Here is a 20879-nt window from a genome sequence, read left to right on the forward strand (position 1 = left end):
CCGATCCGAGAGCAGGAACAGAGGATTTCAGTGCAGAATTTCCAAGGAGTAGGCGTTAGCCCGGGCCGCGTCATTGGCACTATCCGTCAGATGCCCAAACCAGTCAGCGAACCGCCGTCGGGCGAGCAGCTAGCCGCATCGACCACGGCGGAAGACGCCGTCGCGGGCCTGAAAGCGGCGGCCCAATCGGTCCACGACGAACTCAAAGCACGCGCGGACAAAGCCAGCGGAGACGGTAAGGCCGTGCTGGAAGCCACCGCGCTCATGGCCAAGGACACCATGCTCCTGAAGTCGGCCACCAAACTCATCAACAACAACGGCAGCTCCGCCGAACGCGCCATCTGGGAAGCCGGCGCCTCCGTGTCCGAAATGCTCCACAACCTGGGCGGATACATGGCCGAGCGCGCTACTGACGTCCTGGACGTCCGCGCTCGGATCGTCGCCGAACTTCGCGGAGTCCCCGCCCCGGGGATCCCGGCGTCGGACACTCCGTTCATCCTGGTGGCTGAAGACCTCGCTCCCGCCGACACCGCAACGCTGGACCCCGCGATCGTGACAGCACTGGTCACCTCGGGCGGCGGACCGCAGTCACACACCGCGATCATCGCGCGCTCGCTCGGCCTGCCCGCCGTCGTCGCGGCCCGCGGAGTGGACGAAATTCCTGACGGCGCCGAAGTCTTCGTGGACGGAGCTGCCGGCTCACTCTCCCTCGAACCCACCGAAGAGCAACGCGCGGCCGCCATCGCGTGGGTCGAAAATTCCGCTACACTGGCGGTTTTTGACGGAAACGGCACGACGGCGGACGGCCACTTGGTGCCCCTCCTCGCCAACGTCGGCGGGGCCAAGGACGCTGCCGCGGCCGCTGCGCTGGGTGCCCAAGGCGTGGGCCTTTTCCGCACCGAATTCTGCTTCCTGGAACGCGACACGGAACCGACCGTGCTGGAACAGGCTGCCGCGTACAGGGGCGTGTTCGACGCGTTCCCGGGCAAGAAAGTGGTGCTCCGGACCCTCGACGCAGGCGCCGACAAGCCCCTTCCCTTCCTCACCGACGCCACCGAACCCAACCCGGCCCTGGGTGTGCGCGGCTACCGCACCGACTTCACCACGCCCGGTGTTTTGGACCGCCAGCTCGAGGCCATCGCCATCGCTGCCGACGAATCAGAAGCCGAGGTGTGGGTCATGGCACCCATGATCTCGACTGCGGCCGAGGCTGCCCACTTCGCGTCGATGTGCGATGCCGCGGGAATCAAGACGCCCGGCGTGATGGTGGAAGTTCCCTCCGCGGCATTGACCTCGGCGTCGGTCCTGCGCCACGTGGGCTTCGCGTCCCTCGGCACCAACGACCTCACGCAGTACGCCATGGCCGCCGACCGGCAACTCGGTCCCCTTGCCGAACTCAACACCCCGTGGCAGCCCGCGGTTCTGCGACTCGTTCAGCTGACCGTCGCGGGCTCGGCGGAAGAGGGCAACGGCAAACCCGTTGGCGTCTGCGGTGAAGCGGCCGCGGACCCGGCCCTCGCCGTCGTGCTCGTTGGCCTGGGCGTGTCCACTCTGTCCATGACCGCCCGCTCGCTGGCCGCCGTCGGAACCGTGCTCAAGACGGTGACGTTGGAACAGGCCCAAGAGCTGGCGCGGCTGGCGCTCAGTGCACCCGATGCGCTCGACGCAAAGGCCTGGGTCCGCGCGAAGCTGCCGATCCTCGAGGAACTCGGGCTCTGAGCCCAGCCGTACTGTCTTACCTGAATACAAGGAGAAACCATGCCCGAACGCACCGCCACCATCGCCAGCCGCTCCGGATTGCACGCCCGCCCGGCTGCGATTTTTGCCGAGGCTGCGGTGGAATCCCCGGTTGAGGTGTCCATCGCGATGGCCGGTTCGCCTGCCGACGACGCGCTCGACGCCGCCAGCATCCTTTCGCTCATGACTCTCGGCGCCGCGAAGGGCGACGTCGTCGTGCTTCGCGCGGATGGCGACGGCGCCGACGCTGCCCTCGATTCCCTGGTGACACTGCTGGAAACGGACCTCGACGCGGAGTAGGCGTCCCTGGGTTTACCCACCCAACGCTCGCTCGGATATGAGCGCCTATTTTCCGACGCTCGCTCACATATGGTGGCTTCCCGCCGACGCTCGCTCACAGTTGATTAGCCGAAAGGAGCCGGAAATGCGCAAGCCGGATGGCGCCGTCGCGTTCTATGCGCTCAGCATTGTGCTGCTTCCGGTCTCGCTACTCGGCTATGTGATCTGGGTGGGGAAGCTTCTGTCCTCGAAACCTTCCGGGGTTTCGACGAGCGCGCAGGCTCCGCTCTCCGCGAGGTGGGCGATGCACAATTTTGGCGTGCGCGAAGACCAGGCCGCGAATCGGTTGTTGCCCCTGCTGCCCGGCGTTCCGTGGCTGGGCATGCGTTTGGCATTCTTGCCGACGGTCTTCGCGCACCGCGTCACCGGTTTCGTCCCGAAGACCTTCCGGTACCCCTTCGAGGGCGAGATACCTCCACGGGCCGAGGCATCGGCGAGGGTCACCTTCTTCGACGGCGCCCTGGACCGCGCACTTCCCGGGATCGACCAGTTGGTCATCCTTGGCGCCGGCTTCGATACGCGCCCGTATCGCCTCCCGCGGGACACGCCGCTCAGCTCCTTCGAGGTAGATGCCCCAAATACGCAAGCGGTCAAGCGCGAAATACTCGACAAGGCGGGAATCGACGTACGCAAGGTCGCGTTCGTGCCCGCGGACTTCGAGAAGGATGACTGGCTCGCCAAACTCGTGGACGCCGGGTTCGACGTCGGGCGTCCGTCGCTTTTCCTGTGGGAGGGCGTCACGATGTACCTCGACCGTGAAGCGATCGAGGACACGCTGCGGAAGGTCGCGAGTTGTGCCAAAGGGAGTTTGCTCGCCTTCGACTACTTCACAACCGAGACCCTTGAGTCGAGCACACCGTACTGGCGATTCGGGAGGGCGGCGGCCAAAGCGGCGGGCGAACCGTTGAAGTTCGGCGTGGACAGGACGCCGCCATCGCGGGATCGCCTAGCGGAACTTCTCCGATCCGTCGGGTTGGCGCTCCTCGAACAGCGTGGGCTTGGTCGCGAGACCAAGAAGAAACGTGCGTGGGGTGGCTTCGCGATAGCCATGGTGGAGTGACGCTTCATGGCCCCAGCGTCCGCACATATCTGAGCGAGCGTTACGTCGATTGGGTTCATATCTGAGCGAGCGTCCGAGATTTTGGCCGTATAAGTGAGCGAGCGTCGCGGGGGGCGCGGGAGCCGGGGGCGGCTGTGGTGCGGGGGACGCCGCTTAGACGAAGGCGGAGATACCCGTGATTGAGCGTCCGATGATCAACGCTTGGACAGTCTCTGTGCCTTCATAGGTATGGATGCCTTCTATGTCGGCGAAGTGCCGGGCCACGCGGTTGGCCAACAGGATCCCGTTGCCACCGAGCAGGTCGCGCGCGTTCGAGGCGATACTGCGGGCAGTGCGGGTGCACGTGAACTTCGCGAGGGCCGCCTGGGCGGGAGTCAGCGCGCCCTCTTCGTCCAGCTTGGTCATCTGCATGACCATGAGCTGCATGATCGCGAGCTCTGAATGCATGCGGGCAAGACGCTCCTGCACAATTTGCGAGGCAGCCAGCGGGCGGCCGAACTGCCGGCGTTGGGCGGCGTACTGCACAGCAGTTTCGTAGCAGGCAGTGGCATGCCCGACGGCGGACCAGGCAACTCCCAGCCTGGTCGCCAAGAGCACCCGGGCCGTGTCCTTGAAAGTCCGGGCACCCGGGAGCACGTTTTCCGCCGGGACGAAGACATTCTCAAGGCGGATGTGTGCCTGCCAGATGGCCCGGAGTGAGAGCTTGCCTTCGATGGTCGTGGCCGAGTATCCGGGCGAATCCTGCGGGACAAGGTATCCGTGAACTTGCCCGTCGTCGCCGCGGGCCCAGACGACGGTCAGGCCGCCGATCGAGCCGTTGCCGATCCATTTCTTTTCGCCGTTGAGCACACAACCGCCCTCGACGGGCGTCGCTGTAGTCTCGAGTCCCACGGAGTCGGAGCCGTGCGCCGGCTCGGTCAAGGCGAAGGCGCCGTATTCCTCGGCCCGGGCAAGTGCTGGAAGCCAATGGGCCTGCTGCTCGGGGGAACCGCATTCGGCCACGGATCGCAGAGCCAAACCGCCCTGGACAGCAACAACCGTGCCGATGGAGCCGTCCCCGCGGCTCAGTTCCATCGTGACCAGTCCGGCGGCGGTTTTACTCATGGCCGGGAACCCGTCGATGTTGATTCCGTCGCGAAGCAGATCAAGTTCACCCAGGCGCTTCACCAGCGGCAGCGGATACTCCGCGCGCTCCCAGTACCCCGTGATGACCGGAAGCACTTCGTCCTGGACGAAGGCCCGCGCCCGGTCCCAGTAAGCGCGGTCTTCGCGGCTGATGTCCTTGAAAACGGAGGCCGGATCCGGGTCCAGGGATTCGTTCAGGACGTATTCGGGCTCCATGGTGCCGGGCGGGAAAGCCGCGCCGTGCGGAAAAACGGCATCCAGTTCTTCGGAAGTGCTATCGGACGTCGTCGGCATGGGGAAATCCTCGCTCTGGGGTCTCGATCTACGACTCCCAGCATGCGCTGACACTCAGTTTCATGTCAAGGAACTCAATGTCAGTAAAGAATTCTGCGGGATCAAGAGCTAAGCCAAAGCGTCCCGGACCGCTTGAAGGATCTGTTCTGTGCCCGCCGCCCGATCCAGGACGGCAACCACGACGGCGGGACGGCCGCTTTCCGCGGACGGCCCACCGGCCGCCTCGCTACCCGCCGGCCCGGCTGAAACAGGGGCAAAGGTATCGGCCAAGGCGCCCAATTCGCGCTCAAGTCGGGCGGCCAACTCATGGGCTTCAGCTTCCCGCGCCCCGCGCTCGACGCGTTCGGCCAACTCAATACCCTCGACGCGTTCGCCAGCAGCAACAGCCCGCAGCCATTTGCGCAGGACGCTGTTGTGCACGGCGACTACCGAGGCGGCAAAGGCCACGGCCGTAACCTCCCGGCCCTCACCCTCGGGCAGCGCAGAAAGGAGATGATTCCTAAATGCCCGCTGATAACGATGTGTCATGACCAGTTCACGATCACGAAGGGCGGGCACTTGATGCAGAAGTTCGTAGCGGGCAACGGAAGTCTTCCGGTTGCCCACGTGGTGGCCGAAGACCAAGAGCGCCGCGTCCACGACGGCACGTAACGGATCCGCCGTGGTCCCCGCAAGGAACTCCTGAACCCGCGCCAGAATACGGTCGTGGTCGGCGAAAACGATGTCCTCTTTGGAACCGAACTTGCGGAAAAACGTGCTTCGGCTGATCCCGGCGGCATCGGCGAGGTCGTCCACGGAGGTCGCGTCGTAACCTTGCCGGACCAGTAGCTCGATTGCCGCGGCCACGGCAGGGCCTGGATCCCGGTTGGCGGGGTAGTTGACCATAGGCGTGAATCTAACACGGCGGCGTAAGCGCGCAGCCTCGAGCGCGGCTAGGCTTCTGCCATGGCATTGATAGCTCCCCGCGTGACGCCTGGCTTGGCCGCGGACGACGCCCGGAACCTGGCGCGCTCACTCCAGGACAGCAACGACATCACCGTCTTCGTCGACGGCACGGTCCACCGGCTGCCGGATGAGGCGAGGGACGCCGTCGTCGACCTCCTCGGCAGGCTGGGCCGGGGCGAAGCGGTGACCGTGAGCAGCGTGGAGGAAATGCTCACGACGTCGAGGGCGGCCGAGCTCGCGGGAATCTCGCACACCTACCTGCGGAACATGACCGACCGCGGCGAAATTCCGGTGGAATACCGCGGCACGCACCGGCGCATCAGGCTCGCGGACATCATGGCCTGGCTGGAAAACCAGAAGAAGACGGCCGCGGGCAACGAGGAATCCACCCGCAAATAGCGGAAAGCTAGGCGAGGGCCGCCTTGAGCGCCGCGTGGACCCAATCCCGGTAGCGCTCCAGCCCCCAGGCGAAATCCAGCACGAGTGATCGGTAGGTGTCCGGATGGCCCACCGACCAGATCACGGCAGCGGCTTGCTCGTCGCTCATGCCGGAGGTCAGTGCCCCGCGCCGCCTGACCGCCGCTGCAGCTTCGGCATAGTTCCGCAGCCGGGTTTCGGCCCGGTCCCGCTCCACTTTTGCCGCTTCGGCGTCGACGGCGGATGCCTGCCTCATGACGCTGAACAATTGGCTGGTTCGCGGATTCACCTCGGCGAACCAGTCGGCCAACAACGCTAGAACCGCCCCCGCGTCGGCGGCTGCGGCTGTCCGCTCGCGCATAGTCTCCGGGACGGTGCGGGGAGCATCCGGACCCGCGGCCGTCGCGTCGACCACGGCCGAGAGCAACGCGGCCTTGTTGCCGACCGAGTTGTAGATGGTCTGGATAGCCACGCCTGCTTGCTCGGCAACGGCCCCGATGGTGGTGGCCACGTATCCCCTGCTCAGAAACAGCTGCCGGGCGGCCTCCACCACGGCAGCCTTGGTTGCGACAGCTTGAGCTAACCGTCTGTCATTGTGCCGGATTTCCACGGAAAAAGAATAGCATTCTAGTGACTGGAATGCTATTCTAATGACCTCGAACACCTCAGGAGGCTTCGCGATGAACAGCAATGAGCCAGTGGACACCGTGGTTGTGGGCGCCGGGCAGGCAGGGCTCGCCACCGGATTCCACCTGAAGAAACACCGGCAAGACTTCCTCATCCTGGACTCGCAGGACCGGGTCGGCGACGTGTGGCGGAACCGATGGGATTCCTTGCGGCTCTTCACCCCGGCGCAGCACGATTCGCTTCCCGGCATGCCATTTCCCGCCGCCCGAGGGAGCTTCCCCGGAAAAGACGCCATGGCCGAATACCTCGAGGAGTACGCCAGGAACTGGGAACTCCCGGTACGCCATGGCGCCCACGTCGTAGGCATCGAGCGGGAGGACGGCCGGTTCCGGGTGCAGTCGAGCTCCGGGTCGATCCTGGCCAAGAACGTTGTTGTTGCCACAGGCCCGAATACGCAGCCACGGATCCCGGCGTTCGCTAATGATCTGATCCCCGGCATCCACCAACTGCACGGAGCGGAATACACCAACCCGGACTCGGTTCCGCCCGGAGATGTCCTGGTGGTCGGCTCAGGCACCTCCGGCGTCGAAATCGCTTTGGAACTCGCACCTACCCACCGCACCTACATTGCCGGAACCCCTCCGTTCCACATTCCGGCCCCGGTGACGCGATACGCCGGCGGGCTTTGGTGGCTCTTCATCCACAAGGTGCTGAACAGGTCCACCCCTATCGGCCGCAAAGTCGCGGTCGGGTTCACGAAGCACGGCGCGCCTCTGATCCGGGCCTCAATCCGAGAGCTCGACGCCGCGGGAGTCACTCGCTTGCCACGCCTGGCGGGGACACGCGATGGCCAACCACTGACTGACGAAGGCCACGCGATCCCGGTGACCACGGTGATTTGGGCTACAGGTTACCGACCGGACTTTGGCTGGATCCCGGGACTTCCCACGGATGCGGATGGCTGGCCGCTCACTTGCCGGGGCGCCGTTGAACAGCTCCCGGGACTATTCTTTGTGGGCATGCCCTTCCAATACGGTCTGACCTCTGGCCTCGTTGGCGGGGTCGGCCGCGACGCCGAACACGTCGCCGGACTCATCGCCGGGCAGGCCGGGCAAAAACGGGTCGCCGCGCCCGTTACTCAAATGTGACTTTGCATGCCGGCTGTTGTAACGTCGAGGGGCGACCCAGTCCCCAACCGGGCCGCTTCCGGGTTGACGCCGAGCTCTGCCGCAACACGGAATCCGCCAGACCCGCGGCAGAGACGGGGGACCCAGAGTCTCCGGGCCCACTTCAGGCCCTTGGGGTGAAGCCGCCATGCGCGGCCGGACGGCCTCGTCCGAACCCGACAGCTAACCTCGAAGGCGTTGAGAGGCAATCACCATGTCCCCAACCATGGATCAGCCTCGCCGTGCCCAAGTGGCGGGCGAGAGCACCAAAGCAACCGGACGCCGTCGGGCCAAAGACAGCGAACCGTTCATCGCTGCACCGGCTTCCGAACCTTTGAGTTCGACGGCGGCACCCACCCCCGCGGCAACCCCGACGACGGCGGTGCCCACCACGCGGGCGGCCGCCCGCGCGGCCGAACGGAAGCGTGCTTCCCAAGCCAGCGAAACCGCGGCCATTCCGACGGTGACGGCTCCGACGGTGGCTGCCGAGCCAGCAGAACCAGCGACCGCGGCCATTCCGACAGTGGCCGCCCCAGCGATGGTCCCCGCGCCGTCAGAACCCGCCACCGCAGCCATTCCAACGGTGTCTGCTGCGACCCTGGCCCGCGCGACAGCTGAATCGACCAAAGCCGAGAACGCAGCTGCAACGGAAATCCCGGCGGCACTCCGTCCCGGCGTCGGGCCGGCGTCGTTCACCGGTTCGTCCTTCAGCCGTGAACCACATGCCGTCCTCAAGAAGGCCGCCGCCGTCCGGACCATGAGCAACCGAATGGCAGTGGTGACAGGTGCGTTAGGCATCTTGTTGGCCGCCGGTTCCTTGGGCCAAGCCCTCGAGTTGCCCTTCTTCGGCCAGGAATCCCGCGCCCAGGACGCTGCCAGCGCTGACAGCCAAGGCTCCACGCAATCCGGCGCTCCGTCCACGACGCCAAGCACTTCCCCCAGCGCTGCGGCATCACCTACGGCAGCTACCCCCAGCGCCAAGTCCGGCCAGACCGCCGCGGACCCGGCGCAACATTCGCCGCAAGGACCCGCCGCCGTCGTACCGTCGAGCGCCCCGGCGCCGTCGATCTCCGTCCAGGTTCCTGCGGTCCCGGTTCCTGCCGTCCCGTCAGCGCTGCCCCCAAGCCTCACTCCGGTGCCTGTTCCTTCCAGTCCGGTTCCGTCCCAGCCCGCGCCGTCTCCCAGCCCGGTTCCAACAGGGCCAACGACCCCCACGCCGACTCCACCCCAGACCAGCACGCCCTCCCCCGCGCCCACAGGTTCTTGGAAGCCGCGGACCCCGGCCAGTCCTGCTCCCACGCCACAACCCACGCAGCCGGGCGTTGATCTTGGGTCGATTTTGGACGCAGCAACCAAGGTCCTGCAATGAGGATGGGACAGCATCGAACATTCGCCGTCGAATGGCACGGGCGGTGCTGCCGGCACACGCGGACACAGATGATTCAGTACCGCCCGGACCGCTGGCGCTGCAGCCTTCAGTTGAGGCAGTTCAACAAGTAGGCCAACGCGGCTTCCGTTACCAGCGCTTCAAATCCGCGGCCGGCCCGCCCAGCGACGCGCTTTGAGCGTTGCGTGGAGTTCGAGGCGGACAGCGCCATTCAAGGGATCAGCACCGATAAGCTGGCGGACCCTGGCCAGCCGGTTGTAGATGCTGCTCCGGTGCAAGTGCAGCTTCGTGGCCACGTCCTGGACCGAACCGTCGCTGTCGTAAAGCAATTCGAGCACGGGCAGCAGCTCGCCATTGCGGTCCGCATCCTCGATCTCCTGAAATTGCGCCGAGCCCGAATCATCCCAGCCTCCGGGCGCTTGTAGCCGTTCGAACAATTGGTAGATCCCGGCCGAGCGACTGTCCACAAGCTCGCCGAGCGGGGGATCAACGGCGGCAGCCTGGGCCGCGAGTTTCGATTGCCGGTATGCCCTGTCCAGTTGGCGGACGACTGAAAACGGCTCGCTGATGCCGAGAATGACCCGGTCCACCTTCCGGCCGGCGCGCTTGGCGAGTTCCAGCTGGTAGTGGACCAAGACCTGGGCATGCTCCGCCCGTCCGCTGGTTTCGCGGAACAACAAGACCGAGTGCGTCTCCGTGCCGGCGCTGAAAAGCACGGAATCGACCCCGATAGTGGCCTGGAGCGCGGCGGAACGGTGCGTCAGGGTCGCCGCGATCGGATCCGAGACGCCGCCGCTGTCCTCCGCATCGAGCACGGTAACCAGCTGCCACGGTCCCCGGCCTTGAATCTCCTTCCATCCCGCCACGGCCGCCACCGCATTGGACTCGCCCTGGCATGCAGCCAGGAATTCCTGCTCACGGCGGCGCCGGAACTCAGACTCGGCCGTATTGGAATCGAGCAGCAACCCCGCGAGGAGGTCCAACTCGTCCCGGACGCCCGGCAACTCGGCGAGTATCGCCGTCGCGGTCTGCTCGTCAAGGTCTTGCTGGACCCAGAGGTACCCGACGCGGAATCCGCGCACCAGAAGCGGCACGCAGACACGCCCCACCATCCCGAGTTCCTCATTGGCGGGCACGACGACGGGACGCACCGCGGTAGCGATGCCGTGCGAGAGCTGCCACGCACTGACGTCCACGGGAACCCGCTTGCTCAGGAGGAAATTCACGCGCACGCGGTCCGCGTGGGACTGGTTGGAACTGTAGGCGAGCAGCACGCCGTCGAGGTCTTCCAAGGAGAGGCCGCGGCCCAACTTGAGTGCTACGTCCTCGACGATTTTCTCCACGTCTTGCTGCATGGAGAAAACACTACTTTGCCCCACGAACATCAGGCGACACCTGACGCTCCCAAGTTCGACAAATGTCGAGCCGCGAGCGGCAAAAGCCCCGGAATTCCGGGGAAGCCAGCAACGGCGGCGATCGCCTTTCCTGTCGGCTGGCTCACAGCGGATTTATTCTGGAATCACAGTCCCCCGCAGAGAAAAAGGCCGTTGAAGCCTTTCGAAGATGGAGCCCAAAATGATCATCGGTGTCCCCAAAGAGATCAAGAACAACGAATTCCGCGTTGCCATCACGGCCGCGGGCGTTCACGAGTTCCGCACCCACGGCCACACCGTGCTGGTGGAACGGGGCGCAGGCCTGGGCTCCGGTATCACGGACGAGGAATACGCGGTTGCCGGTGCGGAGATCGTGGTTGAAGCCGACGACGTCTGGGCCCGCGCCGACATGGTCATGAAGGTCAAGGAACCCATCAGCGCCGAGTACCACCGCTTCCGCAAGGGCCTGATCCTCTTCACCTACCTGCACTTGGCCGCCGAGCCCGAGCTGACCCAGGAACTCATCAACTCCGGCGTCACGGCCATCGCCTACGAAACCGTCCAGGACGGCCGCGCCTTGCCCCTCCTGGCACCGATGTCCGAGGTCGCAGGCCGCCTGTCGGTTGTCGTCGGCGCTTCCTCCCTCATGGCTCCGGCCGGTGGCAAGGGCGTGCTGCTGGGCGGCGTCCCGGGTGTCCGCCCGGCCAAGGTTGTTGTCCTCGGCGCCGGTGTTGCCGGTACCAACGCCGCCGCCATGGCCCTGGGCCTGGGCGCCGACGTCACCATCATGGACATCAACATCAACCGCCTCCGCGAACTGGATGCCCTCTACCAGGGCCGCCTGAAGACCGTCGCGTCCAACGCGTACGAGATCGAGAAGTCCGTGGTCGACGCCGACCTCGTCATCGGTTCCGTGCTGATCCCAGGCGCCAAGGCCCCCAAGCTTGTCACCAACGAGCTGGTCTCCCGCATGAAGCCCGGCTCCGTGCTGGTGGACATTGCGGTGGACCAGGGCGGTTGCTTCGAGGACACACACCCCACCACGCACCAGGAACCCACGTACAAGGTCCACAACACGATCTTCTACTGCGTCGCCAACATGCCCGGCGCCGTTCCGAACACGTCCACCTACGCTCTGACCAACGTCACCCTGCGCTACGCGGTGTCACTGGCCAACCTGGGCGTCAGGGCCGCATTCGACCGCGACCCCGCCCTCGCAGCCGGCCTCAACATCGCGGCAGGCCACGTGGCTCACCACTCGGTTTCCGAGGCGCACAACCTGCCCCTCGTCGCCGACTGGCACAACCTGGTTTCGGCGTAGTTTCTCTCCATCGACTGCTCCCCACCGGCTCCCTGCCTTCGCAAGCTCAGGCCGGGGCCCTCGCCGGCGTGGGCCCACGTAACTGTCGTTTTTGAGCCTTCAGAACGACAGTTACGGAGCAGCGGATCACCCTTAACGATCACGACGGCGGGGTCCGGCTTCCACGGGAAGAGGCACCTCGCCGTCGGGGTTTTCAGCGACGCTCGCTCACTTTTAGGGCATTTTGGCCCGACGCTCGCTCAGATCTTCTGAGCGAGCGTTGAAGGTATCAGGCGTATTGGTGAGCGAGCGTCGGGTGAAAATAGGCCATATCTGCAGGAGCGTCTAATGGAGTACCCCCGGCCGCCTGAGCAAATCAGCCGAGCATGACGCCGGACACTCCAGGACCGGTTACGGCTTGATCGGGCTGCCCGGAAGGATCTCGGAGGGAACGGGCTGAGGCAAGGGAAGCGTGGGCGTTGGGAACGCGGGCGTCGGGATCGTAATCGGTCCCGGGCGGCCCTTGGCGATGTCCTGCAATTCTTTACGCGGATCCGACTCGGACCCGGTAGCGCCGGGTGTGGCGTGCGGCGACGGACGCGTGTTCTTGTTTTGGGCGCCGGGGCTGGAGGACTCCGGCGAAGGCGACGCGGGATTGCCGGTCCCCTGGGTGGGCATCGGAACTAGCTCCGGGCGCGTTCCCTGCTGTTGCGGAGCGTTGCCGCCAGACCCAGGGGTGAGCTGGGAGACGACCGATCCCACCACGGCACCCAAGTGTTCAATCGTTCCCGGAATGCCGCCGTCGGACGCGGCCGCAGCGGTAGCACCGGCAGCAAGCGAAGCCGCAACGGCAACAGCAGCGAAGGTCAGCCGGGCCTTCTTGCTGCGACGGGCGGCCAGTTCATCAACAGGTGCAGCCGCGGCGCCGGAAGCCGCCTCCACAGCGGTAACAGCTTCAAAAGGCGCAACAGTCTCAACAGGCGCGATCGCCGCGCCGGCCGGTGCCATCAAGGCTTGGACAGCCGCCGAGGGCTGTGGCCGGGTGCTCGCAAGGGCGCGCAGTTCCAGCAGCTCGGTCCGGATCTCGTACGCTTCGTCGAGCCCGGCATCAGCAAGCAGGCGGTCAATGCCTTGCTCGCCGAAGGATGCGGATTTTTCGCTCATCATGTGCCATTCCTTAGTAGTGCACGTTCTCTCAGTGCACTCAATGCCCTGCGCTGCAACTGCTTCACGGCTCCCTGGGATTTGCCCATGATGTCCGCGGTTTCTTCCAACGAAAGGTCCGCCACGACCCGTAGTGCCAGGACCTCCCGGTAGTCGGGGTTGAGGTCGGCCAGTAGCTCGGTTACACCCAGGCCTTCCCCGTGCCCGAATGCCTGGTCCTCGGCTGAAGGGGCGCGTCGCGAATCCAGATCGGATTCATAGGGCGCGGAATCAGGGGTGCGTTCCCGTTTGCGATAGTGATCCACCATTCGCGCGTGCGCTATGGAGAAGAGCAGGGTCTTGGCCCCCTGGAGACCTCCGCGGAGGGAATCCAGTTTGGGATAAAGCGCCAGGAACACGTCCTGGGTAACTGCTTCCGGATCGTCTACGCCGCGGGCGCGTAGGTATCCAAACACCGGTCCGGAAAACTCGTTGTAGGCAGCTGTGAAGAGCAGTGCGGGATCTTCCTCGTCCGCCTGCAAATATTCATCAGCCAAAGGGTCAAGCACCCGCGACCCCTCCATCCCACGCAGCGCGGTCATCGTCCCTGGCCTGGGAAATGACCACTGCTGCAGTCTGTTGCGTCGCGGGGCTCCTTGTCATTTAGCCAAGGAGCCCCGCCGTTCAAGCGTAGCCGCAGTGTTACGGGCGGACAGAATCGGACGGCACGTGCACAGGCACCGTCGGCACCTGGGACGGCACAGCGGGGACGGCTGGTGCGGACGGCACTGCGGGAACCGCCGGTACGGCAGGCGTAGCAGGCAGTGCGGCGTTTCCATCGGCGTCCGCCTTGGCGGAAGCGGAACCGTCAGCCTTCAAGCCGGCAGCCTTGCCTTCGCTAACTACAGTTGCGCAGTGTGCGTTGACGTTGGCTTCGCCGCCAGCGGCAACAACCAGCGAGGAGTAGCCGGGCACCTTGGTGTCAGCCTTCAGGCCGCCGTTGAGGAAGGCGGTGCAGAGGCCGAACGCCTCGGGTGAGGTGGCCTTGGCCGATGCGACTGCTGCTGCGGCCTTGGACTTTGCGTCGTCGACGGCGTCCGCGGCCTTGGACTTCGCGTCGGCGGCGGCGTCAGTGGCCTTGGAGGTCGCCATCTTGGCCGCCTCGGCCGTCTTGGACTCTGCGGACTCAGCTGCTTTGGATGCGGCCGGAGCCGGGGCTCCGAGCATCTCGTGTGCGCTCTTCTGCAGATCGTTGGGAAGCGCTCCGTTGAAGGCTGCGACGCCGGTTCCGCCAACCGCTACAGCTCCGGCGGCAAGGACGCCGGCGGCGATTTTGCTGGTGGCAAGGACAGTGAACAAGGACATGGAACCCTCCGACAAACGTTTTGGGACTGCTCCGGCAGCGGCTTTGTCGCTACCGGATGATCAGTGCGGACGTTGTCCACACTCCCCTTACATCGCTGGAGGTCCCGGCGAGGTTACGCCCGATCCAAAAAAACTTTCACGCGAGGGCTCTGGCCTGCTCAATCAGCTTGAGTACCTCGACCGGCCCGGCCGGATCCACGGGGAGCGGCAAAGCGGAGGCTGCACCGCCGTCGGCGATCTTCTCCGCAAGGATCCGGTAGAACTCCTGGTAGGCGCCGCGCTCAGTGGGCACCGAGGTCCGCACGCCGTCGATTTCCAGTGTGCCGTAGTGGTGCGGATCGTCGACGCCGTAGCTGCCATCCGTGGGGCGGCCGCCCGCGAGGATGAATGGTTCCTGCGGATCGATTCCGTACTTCACGAAGCCACCCTTGCTGCCCAGGATGCGGAAGCGTGGAGCGTGAAGCTGGCTGTTGACGTTCATGGCGACGTGGCTGAGCACTCCGGAGGTGTGCTTCAGGACCAGGAAGACATCGTCGTCAGCCTTTTCCTGGGGCCGTCGCGCCAGTATTTCTGCGTGGATGACTTCGCCGGGACCGAACATCTGCAGCGCCAGGTCCAACAGGTGGGTTCCCAGGTCGAAGAGCAGCCCACCGCCGTCGTTGGCCGTGGCGCCGACCTTCCACGCCTTGCTGATTTCGGGCGCCCACCGCTCCATTGAAGCTTCGCAGCGCATGACTTCGCCCAGCGTGCCGGCGTCGAGCAGCTTCTTCACCGTGAGGGCGTCGCCGTCCCAGCGCCGGTTTTGGTAGACCGTCAGCACGCGGCCCAGCCTCGCGGCCAGCTCGATCAGCTCCTGCCCCTGCGCGCTGCTCACGGCGAATGGCTTGTCCACGACGACGTCGAGCCCGGCTTCCAGCGCCGCCTTCGCGAGCGGGTGATGGGTCGCCGGCGGCGTGCCGAGCACCACGAGGTCCAGCTCCCCGGCAAGCGCCAGGACGTCTTCCGGGCTGTCCACGGTCCTCGTGCCCGGATACTGTTCCTCGGCTTTGGCCTTACGGCCTGCGTCCGAAGTGGCGATGACGTCGAGGGAATACGCGGGATTGGCTGCAATGAACGGCGCGTGAAAGACACTGCCGGAAAGGCCAAAGCCGACGACGGCGGTGCGGATCGGTGTGTGGGTCATGCAGCTACGCTACCGGGCGAAGGTGGCCCGGCGAAGGTAATGTCAGCAGTCTTTCAGCAGGCGCGTGACGAGCTCGCGCCACGACGCCGCAAGGCGCTCCGGCGCGACCCCGTGAGAGCGAAGGGCATGGAGCATGCGTTCAGGATCCAGGGTGGCGCCGAGGGAAAGAGCCAGCAGCCAAGGATCGCGGTCCAGGCCCGCCTCCCGCAGCAGCATCTCGATGTGCCGGTGCCACAACACGACCGGTGGGGCGTCGTGCCGATTCTGCGGGGAATGCTCCGCCGCGGCGCGCGCCAGCTCGCCGTATTCTTCGACATATTTGATGCGTGCTTCGCCGAAGGCAATGAGGCGTTCAAGCGGGGGCGCTCCGGGACCCAGCGGCGGCGGACCGAAGATGAACTCGCGCTGGAATTCGGCTTCCGCGTCGCTCAGGAGAGTCATCATGAGTCCTGCCCTGCTGCCGAAACGGCGGAAGACGGTCCCCTTCCCGACGTCGGCCCTGCACGCGAGCATGTCCATAGTGACAGCATCCACGCCGTGCTCAGCCACGAGATCCCTCGCAGCTTGAAGGAGCCGTTCGCGGTTACGCGCGGCGTCACTGCGCTCCGGCTGCGTCCCGAGGGGCAACCCGGGCCGGATGGGGATGAGGCTCACAGAAACATTCTAGCCTTGGGAATATTAAGCGGACCGCAGTCCGTTTAGAATCTACGAAGGCAGCAAAAGCCTCCACAACCGAGCGCCTGCGGCACCGTCCGCGGCCAGACCCAAGGAGTTCCCATGTCCAAGAACACCGTTCTCGCCCTCGTTGGCAGCCTCCGCGCCGATTCCCACAACCGCAAGCTCGCCGAAGCCATCCAGCTCAACGCCCCCGAAAACGTCGAAGTACAGATCCACGGCTCCCTCGGCAACATCCCGTTCTACAACGAAGACATCGACGTCGAGGGCCAGGTTCCCGCCGAAGCCGCAGCCCTCCGCGCTGCTGCCGCCGCAGCCGACGCCATCCTGCTTGTCACGCCGGAACACAACGGCACCATGCCGGCATCCCTCAAGAACGCCATCGACTGGCTGTCCCGCCCGTTCGGCGCCGGTGCGCTGGCAGGCAAGCCGACCGCCGTCGTCGGTACCGCTTTTGGCCAGTTCGGTGGCGTCTGGGCGCAGGACGAGGCCCGTAAGGCAGCCGGCATCGCGGGCGCCAAGGTCCTCGAGGACGTCAAGCTCGCCGTTCCGGGCTCCATGATCCGCTTCGCTGAACTGCACCCGAAGGACGACGCCGAAGTTGTCGAGCAGATCAAGGGCATCTTCGAGCCGCTGACCGCAGTCCAGGAAGAAGTAGCAGCCTAGTCCCTCCGGTTCGCCCCGCGCCGCGAGAGTGCCCCTGCCCCGCCCTTGAGGTGTGGGCGGGGGCATTCTTTGTCGGTACGATGGCGGCATGGCCGAGTACAAGCGCCATCCCGACGTCGACGCCTACCTTGAGGCCCTCCCGGATTGGCAACGCGCGATCGCCGAGCAACTACGCGACCTCATCCATGAAGCCGAGCCTGAAATCGTCGAGACGGTCAAGCGCCGCACGAGGCCTTATTTCGTCCTTGATGGCAACGTTTGCGCGCTGCTCGCAGCCAAGGACCACGTGAACCTGTTCCTTTACGACGGCGCGATTGTCCCCGACCCGGACAACATCATCACATCGGGGCACGACAACAAGACCGCCCGCATGATCGCCTTCCACCAGCACGACGAGATTCCCCGCGCACCGCTCACCACAATGCTGCGGCAGATCGCTGCGAACAACCGCAGCGGCGGCTGGCGGAAGATCAAGGAAACGGACTAGCCCGGAACGCCCTTCGAAAAGGAAGCAAGGCGTCACCGCACCGCTACCATTCCGTGACTGAGCTGAGGCCGAACCGTCATGGACAGAGCGGTCCACACCCGGGCGGCCAGCCGTAACGTTGAGTTACAGGCACCAGGGGTGATCAGGGCAGGAGCGGGGGGCTGTCATGCGGGTCGGACGCGGCGTGGAATGCACGACGACGACTGTCGCCGCGCTGTGCCTGTCCCTCGCGCTGAGTCTGGCCGGCTGCGCGCCCCCAGACGGTGGCGATCCGGGCGGGTCGCGCTCCGCACAAACAGGCTCACCCGGCTTCGCCCAGGGGACGCAGGAGCCTGTTACCGGGCCGATTCCCATGCCTCTTCCGGCTCCTCCCCCGTACATCAACGCACCTACCGCGGCACCGCGGCCAACCACGGCGAGCCCGCTGGCACCCGCAGCCGTTCCGGTTCCTTCGCCCCTCCCAACCGCCGGCGAATCGACTGGAACCACTGTGTATTTCGTGGCAATCGGCGACGGCGGCAGCCGCGGCGTGCGGTTCGGCTGCGACGACAGCCTGGTAGCTGTGCACGTCGCCGCCCCTCCGGGCAGCGACCCGCTGACCGTGGCAATGGGTCAACTACTGGCACCCGATGGAACCGCGTCACGGGCAGGTTTGTACAACGCACTCTCTGGCTCGGCGCTGCGCTACGTATCGGGCTACCTCGACGGCACCACCGCCGTCGTGAACCTGAGCGGGTCACTTCGTCCTGGAGGCGTGTGCGACCACCCGCGGGTCGAAACCCAGCTGGCGCAGACAGCGGTGGCGGCTACCGGGGCATCCCAGGCCGCGATCTACATCGACGGGAACACCCTGGCGGACGTCCTGAGTTTGCGCTGAGGTGGCCGGTCACTCGAATAGCGCGTCCATGTCTGCGTAGCTCCGGGATCCAGCGAGGCCTGACCAGTTTCCGTCGCCAAGGACTTCCCTTGCCAGCCTGGACACCTTCGCGTAGGCCGCCCTGGCAGTACTGCCGCCTATGCTGATTCGCCGCACGCCGACGTCGTGCAGTTCTCCGGGCGACGGCGAACCCAAGCCGGCCAAAGCGTTGAGCGGTACGCTGATCCGCCGGGAAAGTTCATGCAGGACATGGAGATCGGTCAACCCCGGCACGAAAATTCCGTCTGCCCCGGCCTGCTGATAAGCGTCCGCACGGCGCTGCGTTTCCTCATACGCAGTGTCCGGAAACTTTCCAGACCAATAAGTGTCCGTACGCGCATTGATGAACAAGCCAACGCCCGCGTCCTCGGCCGTCTGCCTGATCAGTGCGATGCGCCTGGACTGTTCTCCGATCTCGCTCAGCGGTTGATCCGCCGAGTCCTCGATGTTAATCCCGACGGCGCCCGCGTCGAGCACCGCTCGAACGGTGGCCTGAAGCTCCTCGTCGGTACGCCCGTACCCGGTCTCGATATCCGCAGTCACGGGCAAGCGGGTGGCTTTTGCCATCCGCGCCAGCGCTTCCATCGCGAGTTGCCGCGGAAGGTGGTCCCCGTCCCGGTACCCCAGGCTCCAGGAGACTGCCGAGCTGGAGGTCGCCACCGCAGTCGCACCTGCTTCCTCGACCATTCGCGCAGATGCGGCATCCCACGCGTTCACCAGCACCAATGGCGCATGCGGCGCTGCATGGAGCTCGTGGAAGCGGAGGGCCTTGGATTCGAGTTCGGGATGCGTCATGGCTCTATTCCAGCCTTCCTTAGGCAGGACGTAAAGCGCTTCGCACCGCGAATCCAGAAATTGGGATGAAACATCCGTTGCTCAATTGGCAACTCCGGGGAGTATCCTTTCAATGTGACCCACGAAACATTGGATGCCGGGCCCGAGTTGCCCGCGGAAGCAATCGACGCAATAGAGCGAGCAGCAACTGCCGCCCACCGCCACGAGGAACTTTTCTCGGAGCGCGCCGCCAACATCAAGCAGTCCGCTGTGCGTGACGTCTTCGACATTTCAATGCGGCCGGGACTCGTGTCCCTTGCCGGCGGAAACCCCTATCTGCAGTCCCTGCCCCTCGAGAAGCTCGGACAGACCGCCGCCCGCATCATCGCGGAGGAAGGCATGACCGCGCTGCAGTATGGCGGCGGCCAAGGAACCGAGGAACTGCGTACCCAGATCTGCGAGATCATGGCGGCGGAGGGCATCCTGGACGCCCGGCCGGAGAACGTGGTGATCACCGCCGGTTCCCAATCGGCCCAGGACGTGGCCACGAAGGTCTTCTGCAATCCGGGTGACGTCGTCCTCGTAGAAAACCCCACTTACGTGGGCGCACTGAACACCTTCGAGGCCTACCAGGTCCAGGTTGAGACAGTGGACATGGACAAGGACGGCCTGGTCCCGGAGCTCCTGGAAGCCAGGATCGCGGCGCTTCAGGCCCAAGGCAAGAACATCAAATTCCTCTACACGATCCCCAACTTCAACAACCCCTCCGGCATCACACTTGCTCCGGCGAGGCGCCAGCGCATCGTCGATATATGCCGCAATGCGAATATCCTGGTGCTCGAGGACAACCCCTACGGTCTTTTGCGCTTCGACGGCAACCCGCTGGAACCAATGCGGGCGGCGAACGAGCATGACGTCATCTACATGGGCTCTTTCTCCAAGATCTTTGCCCCCGGACTGCGGATCGGGTGGGCGCTTGTGCCCGAGCACCTTCAGCGGCGCTTCTACTTGGCTTCGGAAGCCGTGACCTTGTGCCCTCCCACCCTCAACCAGATGATCATCTCGGCATATCTTCGGGACTACGACTGGCGCGGGCAGATTGACACTTACCGGGCCCTGTACGAGGAACGCTGCAATGCCCTGCTGGTGGCGCTGGAAGAGCACATGCCGTCCGGCCTCAGTTGGACCAAGCCCGAGGGCGGCTTCTTCGTCTGGGTCACGCTGCCCGACGGCGTCGACACGTATCCGCTGCTCAAGAAGGCAATCGAGGCAGGGGTCGTGTTCATCCCCGGCGCGGCGTTCACGCACTCTGACGAACCATCCAACAAACTGAGGTTGGCTTTCAGCGCAGTGCCACCGGAGTCCATCGCCGAAGGCGTCCGCCGATTGGCGCCGGTTTTGCAAGAAGCCATCGATGTCATCAGCAAAGGAGCAGATTTATGAGCGGAATAGTCCTCGTCGGAGTCGACGGCAGCGTAACAGCAAGGCGGGCCGCCGACTCGGCAAAGAATTTGGCAACCGCACTGGGCGCGGAACTCCGCGTCATCACCGCCTTTGAAGGCGCCCACGTGGAGGTCGTCGAAAGCGGAGGCGACAAATGGATTCTCTCGGACGCCGACGCAGCGGAGAAGGTAGCCAGCAAAGTGGCCGCTGAACTCGCCTCCGACCAGTTGACCACAAGCTATGGAGCTGTCTTCGGTAAAGCGGGAGAGGCCCTGGTCAAGGAAGCCGAGCGAGTGGGTGCCAAAGTGATCGTGGTCGGCAACCGCCGCATGCAGGGACTGGCCAGGGTTCTCGGCAGCGTTGCCAACACGGTGGCGCACAAAGCGCCGTGCGACGTCTACATCGCCAAGACGGACGAACCTTAAGCGACTCCACGCCCCCGGGACTTTGACCGGGA

The 20879-nt window shown here is 65.2% G+C and carries 22 protein-coding genes and 1 riboswitch; of the genes, 11 read left to right on the forward strand and 11 right to left on the reverse strand.

Translation table 11 applies throughout. The features are described from left to right. The first annotated feature begins 30 nt into the window (after nt 1–30). The 3 genes from ptsP to ACSKT0_RS22925 all read left to right on the forward strand — a co-directional run bounded on the left by ptsP (nt 31) and on the right by ACSKT0_RS22925 (nt 3136). Nucleotides 31–1719, forward strand: a complete 1689-nt coding sequence (ptsP, locus tag ACSKT0_RS22915; RefSeq protein ID WP_437771771.1) for a phosphoenolpyruvate--protein phosphotransferase — start codon at nt 31–33, stop codon at nt 1717–1719. Between the two features lie 39 nt (nt 1720–1758). Beyond that, entirely contained in the window at nt 1759–2037 is a 279-nt protein-coding gene (locus ACSKT0_RS22920; RefSeq protein ID WP_437771772.1) for an HPr family phosphocarrier protein, read from the forward strand. A gap of 124 nt (nt 2038–2161) precedes the next feature. Next, nucleotides 2162–3136, forward strand: coding sequence for a class I SAM-dependent methyltransferase (locus ACSKT0_RS22925; RefSeq protein WP_437771773.1), 975 nt, complete (start codon nt 2162–2164; stop codon nt 3134–3136). Between the two features lie 153 nt (nt 3137–3289). Here the strand turns inward: ACSKT0_RS22925 and ACSKT0_RS22930 are convergent, their stop codons facing one another. Together ACSKT0_RS22930 and ACSKT0_RS22935 are read right to left on the reverse strand one after the other, a co-directional pair. Beyond that, entirely contained in the window at nt 3290–4555 is a 1266-nt protein-coding gene (locus ACSKT0_RS22930) for an acyl-CoA dehydrogenase family protein (protein WP_437771774.1), read from the reverse strand. Nucleotides 4556–4663: 108 nt separating this feature from the next. Beyond that, nucleotides 4664–5440 carry a TetR/AcrR family transcriptional regulator gene (locus tag ACSKT0_RS22935; RefSeq protein ID WP_437771775.1) on the reverse strand — a complete coding sequence of 259 codons (777 nt, stop codon included), beginning with the start codon at nt 5438–5440 and terminating at the stop codon, nt 4664–4666. Between the two features lie 60 nt (nt 5441–5500). Here ACSKT0_RS22935 and ACSKT0_RS22940 point away from each other — a divergent pair, with 60 nt between their 5' ends. Beyond that, entirely contained in the window at nt 5501–5899 is a 399-nt protein-coding gene (locus ACSKT0_RS22940; protein WP_437771776.1) for a helix-turn-helix domain-containing protein, read from the forward strand. Nucleotides 5900–5906: 7 nt separating this feature from the next. On the opposite strand, the gene ACSKT0_RS22945 is transcribed toward ACSKT0_RS22940, so the two are convergent. Beyond that, nucleotides 5907–6527, reverse strand: a complete 621-nt coding sequence (locus tag ACSKT0_RS22945; RefSeq protein WP_437771777.1) for a TetR/AcrR family transcriptional regulator — start codon at nt 6525–6527, stop codon at nt 5907–5909. Nucleotides 6528–6567: 40 nt separating this feature from the next. Here ACSKT0_RS22945 and ACSKT0_RS22950 point away from each other — a divergent pair, with 40 nt between their 5' ends. Continuing rightward, nucleotides 6568–7692, forward strand: coding sequence for a flavin-containing monooxygenase (locus tag ACSKT0_RS22950; protein ID WP_437771778.1), 1125 nt, complete (start codon nt 6568–6570; stop codon nt 7690–7692). 84 nt (nt 7693–7776) lie between these two features. Further along, nucleotides 7777–7922: riboswitch (cyclic di-AMP (ydaO/yuaA leader) on the forward strand. A gap of 19 nt (nt 7923–7941) precedes the next feature. Here ACSKT0_RS22950 and ACSKT0_RS22955 read toward each other — a convergent pair. Beyond that, the gene (locus ACSKT0_RS22955) at nt 7942–9009 is read right to left on the reverse strand and encodes a hypothetical protein (RefSeq protein ID WP_437771779.1); all 1068 of its coding nucleotides are present in this window, start codon (nt 9007–9009) and stop codon (nt 7942–7944) included. A 228-nt stretch (nt 9010–9237) separates the two neighbouring features. After that, a complete protein-coding gene (locus tag ACSKT0_RS22960; protein WP_437771780.1) occupies nt 9238–10452 on the reverse strand; it encodes a PucR family transcriptional regulator in 1215 nt (404 codons plus the stop codon). A 220-nt stretch (nt 10453–10672) separates the two neighbouring features. Here ACSKT0_RS22960 and ald point away from each other — a divergent pair, with 220 nt between their 5' ends. Then, the gene (gene ald, locus ACSKT0_RS22965; protein ID WP_437771781.1) at nt 10673–11791 is read left to right on the forward strand and encodes an alanine dehydrogenase; all 1119 of its coding nucleotides are present in this window, start codon (nt 10673–10675) and stop codon (nt 11789–11791) included. Between the two features lie 390 nt (nt 11792–12181). Here ald and ACSKT0_RS22970 read toward each other — a convergent pair whose 3' ends face one another. The 5 genes from ACSKT0_RS22970 to ACSKT0_RS22990 form a co-directional block, all read right to left on the reverse strand. Beyond that, nucleotides 12182–12937: a hypothetical protein gene (locus ACSKT0_RS22970; protein ID WP_437771782.1), complete on the reverse strand. Its 756-nt coding sequence runs from the start codon at nt 12935–12937 to the stop codon at nt 12182–12184. Then, a complete protein-coding gene (locus ACSKT0_RS22975) occupies nt 12934–13482 on the reverse strand; it encodes an RNA polymerase sigma factor (protein WP_437771783.1) in 549 nt (182 codons plus the stop codon). Before ACSKT0_RS22975 ends, ACSKT0_RS22970 begins: the two co-directional genes overlap by 4 nt. A gap of 133 nt (nt 13483–13615) precedes the next feature. Beyond that, nucleotides 13616–14278: a hypothetical protein gene (locus ACSKT0_RS22980; RefSeq protein ID WP_437771784.1), complete on the reverse strand. Its 663-nt coding sequence runs from the start codon at nt 14276–14278 to the stop codon at nt 13616–13618. 136 nt (nt 14279–14414) lie between these two features. After that, nucleotides 14415–15461 (reverse strand): Gfo/Idh/MocA family protein, encoded by a 1047-nt coding sequence (locus ACSKT0_RS22985; protein WP_437771785.1) that lies wholly within the window; start codon nt 15459–15461, stop codon nt 14415–14417. A 42-nt stretch (nt 15462–15503) separates the two neighbouring features. Then, entirely contained in the window at nt 15504–16115 is a 612-nt protein-coding gene (locus tag ACSKT0_RS22990; RefSeq protein WP_437771786.1) for a TetR/AcrR family transcriptional regulator, read from the reverse strand. 123 nt (nt 16116–16238) lie between these two features. Between ACSKT0_RS22990 and ACSKT0_RS22995 the strand changes: the two genes are divergently transcribed. From ACSKT0_RS22995 to ACSKT0_RS23005, 3 genes are all read left to right on the forward strand, one after another. After that, nucleotides 16239–16802, forward strand: coding sequence for an NAD(P)H-dependent oxidoreductase (locus tag ACSKT0_RS22995; RefSeq protein WP_437771787.1), 564 nt, complete (start codon nt 16239–16241; stop codon nt 16800–16802). A gap of 88 nt (nt 16803–16890) precedes the next feature. Beyond that, on the forward strand, nt 16891–17289 hold the full coding sequence (locus ACSKT0_RS23000) for a DUF1801 domain-containing protein (protein ID WP_437771788.1): 399 nt from the start codon (nt 16891–16893) through the stop codon (nt 17287–17289). Between the two features lie 166 nt (nt 17290–17455). Beyond that, nucleotides 17456–18166 (forward strand): GerMN domain-containing protein, encoded by a 711-nt coding sequence (locus ACSKT0_RS23005; RefSeq protein ID WP_437771789.1) that lies wholly within the window; start codon nt 17456–17458, stop codon nt 18164–18166. Between the two features lie 9 nt (nt 18167–18175). Here the strand turns inward: ACSKT0_RS23005 and ACSKT0_RS23010 are convergent, their stop codons facing one another. Next, on the reverse strand, nt 18176–19000 hold the full coding sequence (locus ACSKT0_RS23010; RefSeq protein ID WP_437771790.1) for an isocitrate lyase/PEP mutase family protein: 825 nt from the start codon (nt 18998–19000) through the stop codon (nt 18176–18178). A 114-nt stretch (nt 19001–19114) separates the two neighbouring features. On the opposite strand from ACSKT0_RS23010, the gene ACSKT0_RS23015 reads away from it, so the two are divergent. Both ACSKT0_RS23015 and ACSKT0_RS23020 read left to right on the forward strand, forming a co-directional pair. Continuing rightward, nucleotides 19115–20422 carry a PLP-dependent aminotransferase family protein gene (locus tag ACSKT0_RS23015; RefSeq protein ID WP_437771791.1) on the forward strand — a complete coding sequence of 436 codons (1308 nt, stop codon included), beginning with the start codon at nt 19115–19117 and terminating at the stop codon, nt 20420–20422. Beyond that, nucleotides 20419–20847: a universal stress protein gene (locus tag ACSKT0_RS23020; RefSeq protein ID WP_437771792.1), complete on the forward strand. Its 429-nt coding sequence runs from the start codon at nt 20419–20421 to the stop codon at nt 20845–20847. The genes ACSKT0_RS23015 and ACSKT0_RS23020 overlap by 4 nt, the downstream gene beginning before the upstream one ends. The last annotated feature ends 32 nt before the right edge of the window (nt 20848–20879 follow it).

Source organism: Arthrobacter sp. KNU40, from assembly GCF_051515115.1.
Lineage (GTDB): Bacteria > Actinomycetota > Actinomycetes > Actinomycetales > Micrococcaceae > Arthrobacter.